Source organism: Acidovorax sp. KPB24-07 (assembly GCF_057543315.1).
Window position 1 is genome coordinate 1 of sequence record NZ_BAAJYS010000172.1, and the last position, 7,919, is coordinate 7,919.

At 69.1% G+C, this 7,919-nt stretch carries 8 protein-coding genes; 3 read left to right on the plus strand and 5 right to left on the minus strand.

Going from position 1 to position 7,919, the window contains the following annotated elements; genetic code table 11:
* Positions 1-147: 147 nt before the first annotated feature.
* Positions 148-744 carry a hypothetical protein gene (locus AC27IQ_RS15925; protein ID WP_487090037.1) on the minus strand — a complete coding sequence of 199 codons (597 nt, stop codon included), beginning with the start codon at positions 742-744 and terminating at the stop codon, positions 148-150.
* Between the two features lie 188 nt (positions 745-932).
* On the opposite strand from AC27IQ_RS15925, the gene mpl reads away from it, so the two are divergent.
* Positions 933-2,342, plus strand: coding sequence for a UDP-N-acetylmuramate:L-alanyl-gamma-D-glutamyl-meso-diaminopimelate ligase (gene mpl / locus AC27IQ_RS15930; RefSeq protein WP_487090038.1), 1,410 nt, complete (start codon positions 933-935; stop codon positions 2,340-2,342).
* A 76-nt stretch (positions 2,343-2,418) separates the two neighbouring features.
* On the opposite strand, the gene AC27IQ_RS15935 is transcribed toward mpl, so the two are convergent.
* The 4 genes from AC27IQ_RS15935 to tldD form a co-directional block, all read right to left on the minus strand.
* Complete coding sequence (locus tag AC27IQ_RS15935; RefSeq protein ID WP_284393083.1) at positions 2,419-2,730, minus strand: hypothetical protein; 312 nt, start codon at positions 2,728-2,730, stop codon at positions 2,419-2,421.
* A 107-nt stretch (positions 2,731-2,837) separates the two neighbouring features.
* Positions 2,838-3,959 (minus strand): 3-deoxy-7-phosphoheptulonate synthase, encoded by a 1,122-nt coding sequence (locus tag AC27IQ_RS15940; protein WP_284425835.1) that lies wholly within the window; start codon positions 3,957-3,959, stop codon positions 2,838-2,840.
* Between the two features lie 258 nt (positions 3,960-4,217).
* Positions 4,218-4,763 (minus strand): hypothetical protein, encoded by a 546-nt coding sequence (locus AC27IQ_RS15945; RefSeq protein ID WP_487090039.1) that lies wholly within the window; start codon positions 4,761-4,763, stop codon positions 4,218-4,220.
* A gap of 40 nt (positions 4,764-4,803) precedes the next feature.
* On the minus strand, positions 4,804-6,264 hold the full coding sequence (gene tldD, locus AC27IQ_RS15950) for a metalloprotease TldD (RefSeq protein WP_284405293.1): 1,461 nt from the start codon (positions 6,262-6,264) through the stop codon (positions 4,804-4,806).
* 160 nt (positions 6,265-6,424) lie between these two features.
* On the opposite strand from tldD, the gene AC27IQ_RS15955 reads away from it, so the two are divergent.
* Together AC27IQ_RS15955 and AC27IQ_RS15960 are read left to right on the plus strand one after the other, a co-directional pair.
* On the plus strand, positions 6,425-7,099 hold the full coding sequence (locus AC27IQ_RS15955; RefSeq protein WP_284429458.1) for a GntR family transcriptional regulator: 675 nt from the start codon (positions 6,425-6,427) through the stop codon (positions 7,097-7,099).
* Positions 7,100-7,125: 26 nt separating this feature from the next.
* Positions 7,126-7,806 carry a DUF2848 domain-containing protein gene (locus AC27IQ_RS15960; protein WP_487090040.1) on the plus strand — a complete coding sequence of 227 codons (681 nt, stop codon included), beginning with the start codon at positions 7,126-7,128 and terminating at the stop codon, positions 7,804-7,806.
* Positions 7,807-7,919: the final 113 nt, after the last annotated feature.

The following is a 7,919-nucleotide window of genomic DNA, read 5'->3' on the forward strand; positions in this document are numbered from 1 at the left end:
CGCCCAGCCCGGCGGCGGCGGCCACGCCGGCATACGCCATCAGCCTGCGACGCGAAGCCTGGGGCGCAGCATCGGACCCGGCCGCGAGGGCCGGGCGGGGGTCGGGTGGGGACATAGGGGTGCCCGTATCGGAGGGCGGTGACACATTCATTCGGGAGGGCTTTCCAACAGCTTGCGCACGGCGCGAATGTCTCCGCGCGGTGCCCGGCCCCGCGCATCGGGGCGCAATGCGCCGCGCAGGTCATCCAGGTCATAGATCAAAAGGTGCACGCCGATCATCTCGCCCAGCACCGGCGAATGGCTGGAGAGGCTCAACGCCTCGACCGACTCGCCATGGAAGCCGGTGACGGTGCGCGGCTCGTAGTCCACATGGTGGTCGATCAGCGCGATCTCGGCGGATTTGCAGTCGTCGCAGAACAACTGCAGATAAATGTCGGACAGCCGGGTCGCCGTGCCATGCCACACCGCTCCGCCCAGGTGCGGGCGAAACGTCTCCATGCGCTCCATCCAGATCAGCGCCAGCTGCCGCAGCGCGAGCAATTCCTGGGGCTGGGTGTCGGCACAGAACAGGCCGATGTACTCACGCACGGCATCCTCGACCAGATCGTTGTCGGGCAGCGGTGTGCGGCTGGGCAGGCCCAGTTGGCGAACGGCCCGGCGTTTGGCCGGACCCCATTCCAGGCCTTCTTCGACGACCATGCGGGCCGCGGCGTTGGCGATCTCGGTGGCGAGGGCGTTTGGCATGGCGGCGATCGGGTGGGGGGAAGGGTCCATTGTGGCCTCAATGCAAGAAGGCGGCCCGGGAAAACGCCCGCATCCGGCAGGGGCATGGTGCACCCCACTGTGGATCTTGCTATTGAAAATGTAGCTATCGAGGCAAGAGGGATCTGCGCGGGCGGCCTTGCAGCCCTGGAACCTTAGAATCTGCGCCCATGCATATTCACATTCTGGGCATCTGCGGCACGTTCATGGGGGGCTTGGCGGCACTGGCGCGCGAAGCGGGCCACAAGGTCACCGGCTGCGACGCCGGCGTGTACCCCCCGATGAGCGACCAGCTGCGCGCCTTGGGGATCGAACTGATCGAAGGCTACGGCGCGGACCAGATGGCTCTGGAGCCCGATGCGTTCGTGATCGGCAACGTGGTCAGCCGGGCGCGCCTGCCCGACGGCACGCCGAAATTCCCCCTGATGGAGGCCATCCTCGACGCCGGCGCCGCCTACACCAGCGGGCCCCAGTGGCTTGCCGAGCACGTGCTGCAGGGCCGGCACGTGCTGGCCGTGGCGGGCACCCACGGCAAGACGACCACCACGTCGATGCTGGCCTGGGTTCTGGAATGCGCGGGCCTGCAGCCCGGCTTCCTGGTGGGCGGCGTGCCGCTGGATTTCGGCGTGTCGGCCCGGCTGGGCGCCGCGCGCCGTCCGGTGGCCGGCCCGGGCGTGGCGGGCGATGCGCCCGTGTTCGTGATCGAGGCGGACGAATACGACACCGCGTTCTTCGACAAGCGCAGCAAGTTCGTGCACTACCGCCCCCGCACCGCGGTGCTGAACAACCTGGAATTCGACCACGCGGACATCTTCGACGACCTGCCGGCCATCGAGCGGCAGTTCCACCACCTGGTGCGCACCGTGCCGCCCTCGGGCCGCGTGGTGGTCAACGGGCTGGAGGAAAGCCTGGCCCGCGTGCTGCATGCCGGCTGCTGGAGCGAGGTGGCGAGCTTCGGCGCGCTGGTGAGCGACTTCACGGCCCAGGGCGAGCCGCACGCCTTCGATGTGCTCCACCAGGGCCGGACCGTGGCCCGCGTGGAATGGGCGTTGACCGGCGTGCACAACCAGTTGAATGCGCTGGCCGCCATCGCCGCCGCCCACCACGTGGGCGTGGCGCCGGCAGAGGCCGGCCGTGCGCTGGCGCGGTTCCAGAACGTGAAGCGGCGCATGGAACTGCGCGGCACCGTGCGCGGCATTGCGGTGTACGACGACTTCGCCCACCACCCGACCGCCCTGCGCACCACGCTGGACGGGCTGCGCCGCAGCTTGGGCCCGGCGGCACGCATCCTCGCGGCGTTCGAGCCGCGCAGCAACACCATGAAGCTGGGCACCATGAAATCGCAGCTGCCCTGGGCGCTGGAGCCGGCCGACCTGGCGTTCTGCCACACCGCCGGCCTGGACTGGGACGCGGCCCAGGTGCTCGCGCCGCTGGGCGACAAGGCCCGGACGGCGGCGGACATCGGCACGCTGATCGGACAGATCACCCAGGCGGCCCGGCCGGGCGATCACATCGTGTGCATGAGCAATGGCAGCTTCGGCGGCATCCATGGCAAGCTCATCGATTCGCTATCGAAATAATAGCGATATGCCCTAGAAGAATATGCGCTGGAGGCCGATTCGACCGATGGCGCAGAAGGCGACCCTCCGCCCCTCTTCAATACGTCACGGCCATGGCCGGGACATCCACCCGCACGATCGGTCGGGCCAGTGCGGCGCTGGCGGCTTCGGCGAACTGCCGGCCCCATTGCGCGTCGGCCAGCAGCGGGGCCCCGGCAGCCTGTGCCACCGTGAGCACCTTGTCGGCCAGCAGCACCTTGCCGCTGGCCCGCAGGGGCTCGCACTCCAGGCTGATGAACGCCTCGTCCAGCCAGCGGCGGGCGTCTTCATTGCTCAAAGGCTGCGAGCCTTCCAGGTCGAAACGGAATTCCTGGCCCGGCGCCAGGGTGATCGAGACTTCTCTGCGCATGGATTGTTTTCCTGGTTGAGGTGGGGCCAAGGGCGGCCACGCAAGCCGATGCCCGCGGCGGGGCCATCGAGCTTACATCGCACGCCGCTGCCCCGGCCCCTGGTTTTTCAGCGGGCGCGGCGGGCGGCCACGGCTGCCGACAGGTCGGCCAGCGCCGACAGCGAATCGTCCCAGCCCAGGCAGGCGTCGGTGATGCTCTTGCCGTACTCCAGGGCGCCCGGCTGGTCCTTGCCCGGCGTGAATTTCTGGGCACCGGCGGTCAGGTGGCTCTCGATCATCACGCCGAACACGCAGCGCGAGCCGCCCGCGATCTGCGCGCCGATCTCGCGCGCCACGTCGCGCTGCTTTTCGTGCTGCTTGCTGCTGTTGGCATGGCTGCAATCCACCATCAGCGTGGCGGGCAGCTTGGCGGCCTCCAGGTCCTGGCAGGCCGCGGCGACGCTGGCCGCGTCGTAGTTGGGCGCTTTGCCGCCGCGCAGGATCACGTGGCAGTCGGGATTGCCCTGCGTGTTGACGATGGCCACCTGCCCGTTCTTGTGCACCGACAGGAAGTGGTGGCCGCGGCTGGCGGACTGGATCGCGTCGGTGGCGATGCGGATGTTGCCGTCCGTGCCGTTCTTGAAGCCGATGGGCGCCGACAGGCCCGAGGCCAGTTCGCGGTGCACCTGGCTTTCGGTGGTGCGCGCGCCGATGGCGCCCCAGCTGATGAGGTCGCCGATGTACTGGGGCGAGATCACGTCCAGGAACTCGCTGCCGGCCGGCACGCCCATGCGGTTGATGTCGATGAGCAGCTGGCGCGCGATGCGCAGGCCTTCGTCGATGCGGTAGCTCTCGTCCAGGTACGGATCGTTGATCAGCCCCTTCCAGCCCACCGTGGTGCGGGGCTTCTCGAAGTACACACGCATCACGATCTCCAGCGTGTCGGCGTACTGCTCGCGCACCGCCTTCAGGCGCCGCGCGTAGTCCAGCGCGGCGGCCGGGTCGTGGATGGAGCAGGGGCCGATCACCACCAGCAGCCGGTCGTCCCGGCCCGCCATGATGTCCTGGATGCCGCGCCGCGTGCGCGTGATCAGGGATTCCACCGCCGTTCCCCGGATGGGGAAGAAGCGGATCAGATGTTCTGGAGGGGGCAACACGGTGATGTCCTTGATACGTTCGTCGTCGGTCTGGCTGGTCTTCTCGACGTCGCGGTACCAGGCATCGCTGGTGGGGTTGGCAGTGGCCGTCATGGTTGCGTCCTCGTGGGTTGGATCGGAAAAAAAGGGGGAGCGGAAAAACAAAAAACCGCCGGGCTTTTCAGCTTCGGCGGTTTCTAGAGGAGGGGGGCTCGGGTGGTTGCGCGCTGACCTCTCATCCGCCTGGGACAGAGAAGTAAAACCAAAAATAAAACGCGCTACGCACTTGCATCGGTGGCAATGTAACACCGATTTTTGCGCCGCAACATCCCCGGCGCGTTGCAGCGCTGCCACAAGCGGGGTGCCGTGCTTTCATCGCCCGCGCCCAGCCCACCAGCGGCGCAGGCGCGCCAGCATCGGGCGCCGCCGGGCCGCGGCGGGCTCCGGCGCAGGCTCGCTGAGCATCGCCCCGCCCTGCTCGTACATGTCGATGACCAGCATTGCCTCGCCCAGGGTGCGCCAGGCCAGGCGCTCGAACGCATCGAAGCAGGCCGGCTCGCTGCGGCTTTGGCGGGTCAGTGCCTGGTGCCAGATCTCGATGGCATCGCGCAGGTCTTTCAGGGCCTGCTGGTAGGCCCCCAGTTCGTAGAGCGCATGCCAGGCGGAGCCCAGCCCGGTGAGAAAGAACTGGTGCTCGCGCGCGGCGCGCTTCAGGTGCTCCAGGCTCCAGAAGATGGCGGAGGGATCGGCGCAGGCGCGGCGCAGGTGCGCCGCATCTTCGATAAGCGCGGACAGCGACGTCAGCGCATCGCGGAACTGGCGGGACTCCTCGTCGGCCACGCCTTCGCGCAGCAGCCGGCTCACATCGCCGAACGACTGTGCGGTGTTCAGCAGCTGGCTGGACGAGGGGTCAGGCATGGTGGGTGCACGCCTGGAAGGTCCACCGCCGCCCGGGGCCTTATGCGGTGCCGCCGACCGTCAGGCCATCGATGCGCAGCGTGGGCTGGCCCACGCCGACCGGCACGCTCTGGCCTTCCTTGCCGCAGGTGCCCACGCCGCTGTCGAGCGCCATGTCGTTGCCGATGAGGGTCACCTTCTTGAGGGATTCCGGACCGCTGCCGACGATGGTCGCGCCTTTGACCGGGTACAGGATCTTGCCGTTCTCGACCCAATACGCCTCGCTGGCCGAGAACACGAACTTGCCGCTGGTGATGTCCACCTGGCCGCCGCCGAAGTTGGTGGCGTAGAGGCCGCGCTTCATGCTCGCGACGATCTCCGCCGGGTCCTTGTCGCCGCCCAGCATGTAGGTGTTGGTCATGCGCGGCATGGGAATGTGCGCGTAGCTCTCGCGCCGCCCGTTGCCGGTGGGTGCCACGCCCGACAGGCGCGCGTTCATCGAATCCTGGATGTAGCCCTTGAGGATGCCGTCCTCGATGAGCACGTTGCGCTGGCTGGCGTGGCCTTCGTCATCCACGTTGAGCGAGCCGCGGCGGTCGGCCAGGGTGCCGTCGTCCAGCACCGTCACGCCCTTGGCCGCCACGCGCTGGCCGATGCGGCCGCTGAAGGCGCTCGAGCCCTTGCGGTTGAAATCGCCCTCCAGCCCGTGGCCCACGGCCTCGTGCAGCAGCACGCCTGGCCACCCGGGGCCGAGCACCACGGTCATCTCGCCCGCGGGCGCAGGGCGCGACTCCAGATTGACGAGGGCGGCGTTCACGGCCTCATCGACGTACCGGGTGATCTGCGCATCGTCGAAATAGGCCAGGCCGAAGCGCCCGCCCCCGCCGGCCGAGCCCACCTCGCGGCGGCCGGCCTGCTCGGCGATCACGGTGACCGACAGGCGCACCAGCGGGCGCACGTCGGCGGCCAGCGTGCCGTCGGAGCGCGCCACCAGGACCACGTCGTATTCGCTGGCCAGGCCCGCCATGACCTGGGCCACGCGCGGGTCCTTGGCGCGGGCCTGCTGCTCCACCTTTTCCAGCAGCGCCACCTTGGCCGTGCTGTCCAGCGAAGCGATGGGATCGGTGCCGGGATAGAGCGAGCGGCTGGCGGAGATCTTCTTGAGCGAGATCTTCGCCCGCTTTTCCTGCGAGGCCGCCGAAATCGCCCGGACGGTGCGGGCGGCATCGAGCAGGGAGGCCTCGGAGATGTCGTCGGAATAGGCGAAAGCCGTCTTCTCGCCGCTCACGGCCCGCACCCCGACGCCCTGGTCGATGCTGAACGAACCGGTCTTGACGATGCCTTCTTCCAGGCTCCAGCCCTCGCTGCGCGTGTATTGGAAATACAGGTCGGCATCGTCCACCTGATGGGCCCGGATGTCGGCGAGCGCGCGCGCCAGATGGGTTTCGTCGAGGCCGAAAGGCTCCAGGAGCAGGCGGCGGGCGACGGACAGGCGTTCGATGGTGGGTTCGCGGGAGATCATGGGCGGATTCTAGAAGCCTTGGTGCCCGCCGGCATGGCGCTTTGCGAGCATCCCACCCGGCGGCGCGGCCATGCCGGCGCGAATCGGCCATGACCAGGCAGACTCTGTGATATTTCACTGATATATCATTCGGTTTCACCGACCCCGCCCACCCGCCCCGATGCCCGTCCTGCCCCAGCCCTCCCTTCCTGCCGCACCCGGCGGCGGCGCCCAGTTGCGCGAGCAGGCCTACGCCGACATCAAGCGCCGCATCATTGCCTGCGAGCTGGCGCCCGGCGCGCAGATCAACGAAGGCGCGCTGGGCACGCTGCTCGGCCTGGGCCGCACGCCCATCCACCAGGCGCTGCACCGGCTGGAGATGGAAGGACTCGTGACCATCCTGCCGCGCAAGGGCATCGTGGTGGCGCCGCTGTCGCTGGACGAGGTGCTGGACATGATCGAGGTGCGCGCCTGCAACGAGACCCTGTGCGTGCGCCTGGCGGCCGAGCGGGTCCGGCCCGCTGAACTGGCCGCCATGCGCCACCTGCTGGGCGAGGCCCCGGCACTCCTGGCCGCACACGACGTGCCTGCGCTGATGGCGCTGGACCTGCGCTTTCACAGCGCGATCTCGGCCGCCGCCCGCAACACCGTCCTGGCCGACCTGCTGCGCCGGCTGCACGAACAGCAGGCGCGCTTTTGGTTCCTGACGCTCTCGGAGGCCGGGCACAGCGTGCGCATCCACGACGAGCACCAGGACATCCTGGCCGCGCTCGAGCGCCACGACCCCGATGCCGCCGCCGCCGCGATGCAGCGCCACATCGACGATTTCCGCCGCGCGATCACCCGCGCACTTTGATCCCCCCGCCCTTTTCGCCTCCCACCATGCCCCAGCACACCTTCGATCTCGCCGGCCACAGGCCGGTCACCCTGGACATCCGCCACCTCGTCATCGCCGGCTGGGCCGGCCGCGACCGCGCGGCGGTGGACCACCACATCGCCGAACTGGCCGCGATCGGCGTCAAGCCGCCCTCCACGGTGCCCACCTTCTACCGCGTGGCCAGCCAGCTGCTCGACACGGGCAGCGCGGTGCAGGTTCCGGGCCATGACTCCAGCGGCGAGGTGGAATGCGTGCTGCTGGCCAGCGAGGCGCACGGCGTGCTCGTGGGCATCGGCTCGGACCACACGGACCGCACCGTCGAGGCCTACGACGTCACGGTGTCCAAGCAGATGTGCGCCAAGCCCGTGGGCCGCGCCCTGTGGAAGCTGTCGGAGGTGCAGGGCCACTGGGACCAGCTGGTCACCCGCTGCTGGCGCACCCGCGATGGCGTGCGCGCGCTGTACCAGGAAGGCGCGCTGGCCCGCCTGCTGCCCCCCGCCGAGCTGATGCAAAAATGGAATGCGGCAGACGGCCTGTCCGCCCACACGGCCATGTTCTGCGGTACCCATGCGGTGATCGGCGAACTCGGCTGGGGCGAGGCCTTCGAGCTGGAATTGCACGACCCCGTTCTGAACCGCAGCCTGCACCACCACTACGCCACCCAAGCCCTGGAGATCGCCCGATGAATGCCCTCGCCACCACCCGCCACCCCACCGTCCGCGAACAGGCCGAGGCCCTGGCCCGGGGCGACACCACCAGCGTGGCGCTGGTCGAGGCGGCGCTCGCGCGCATCGCCACG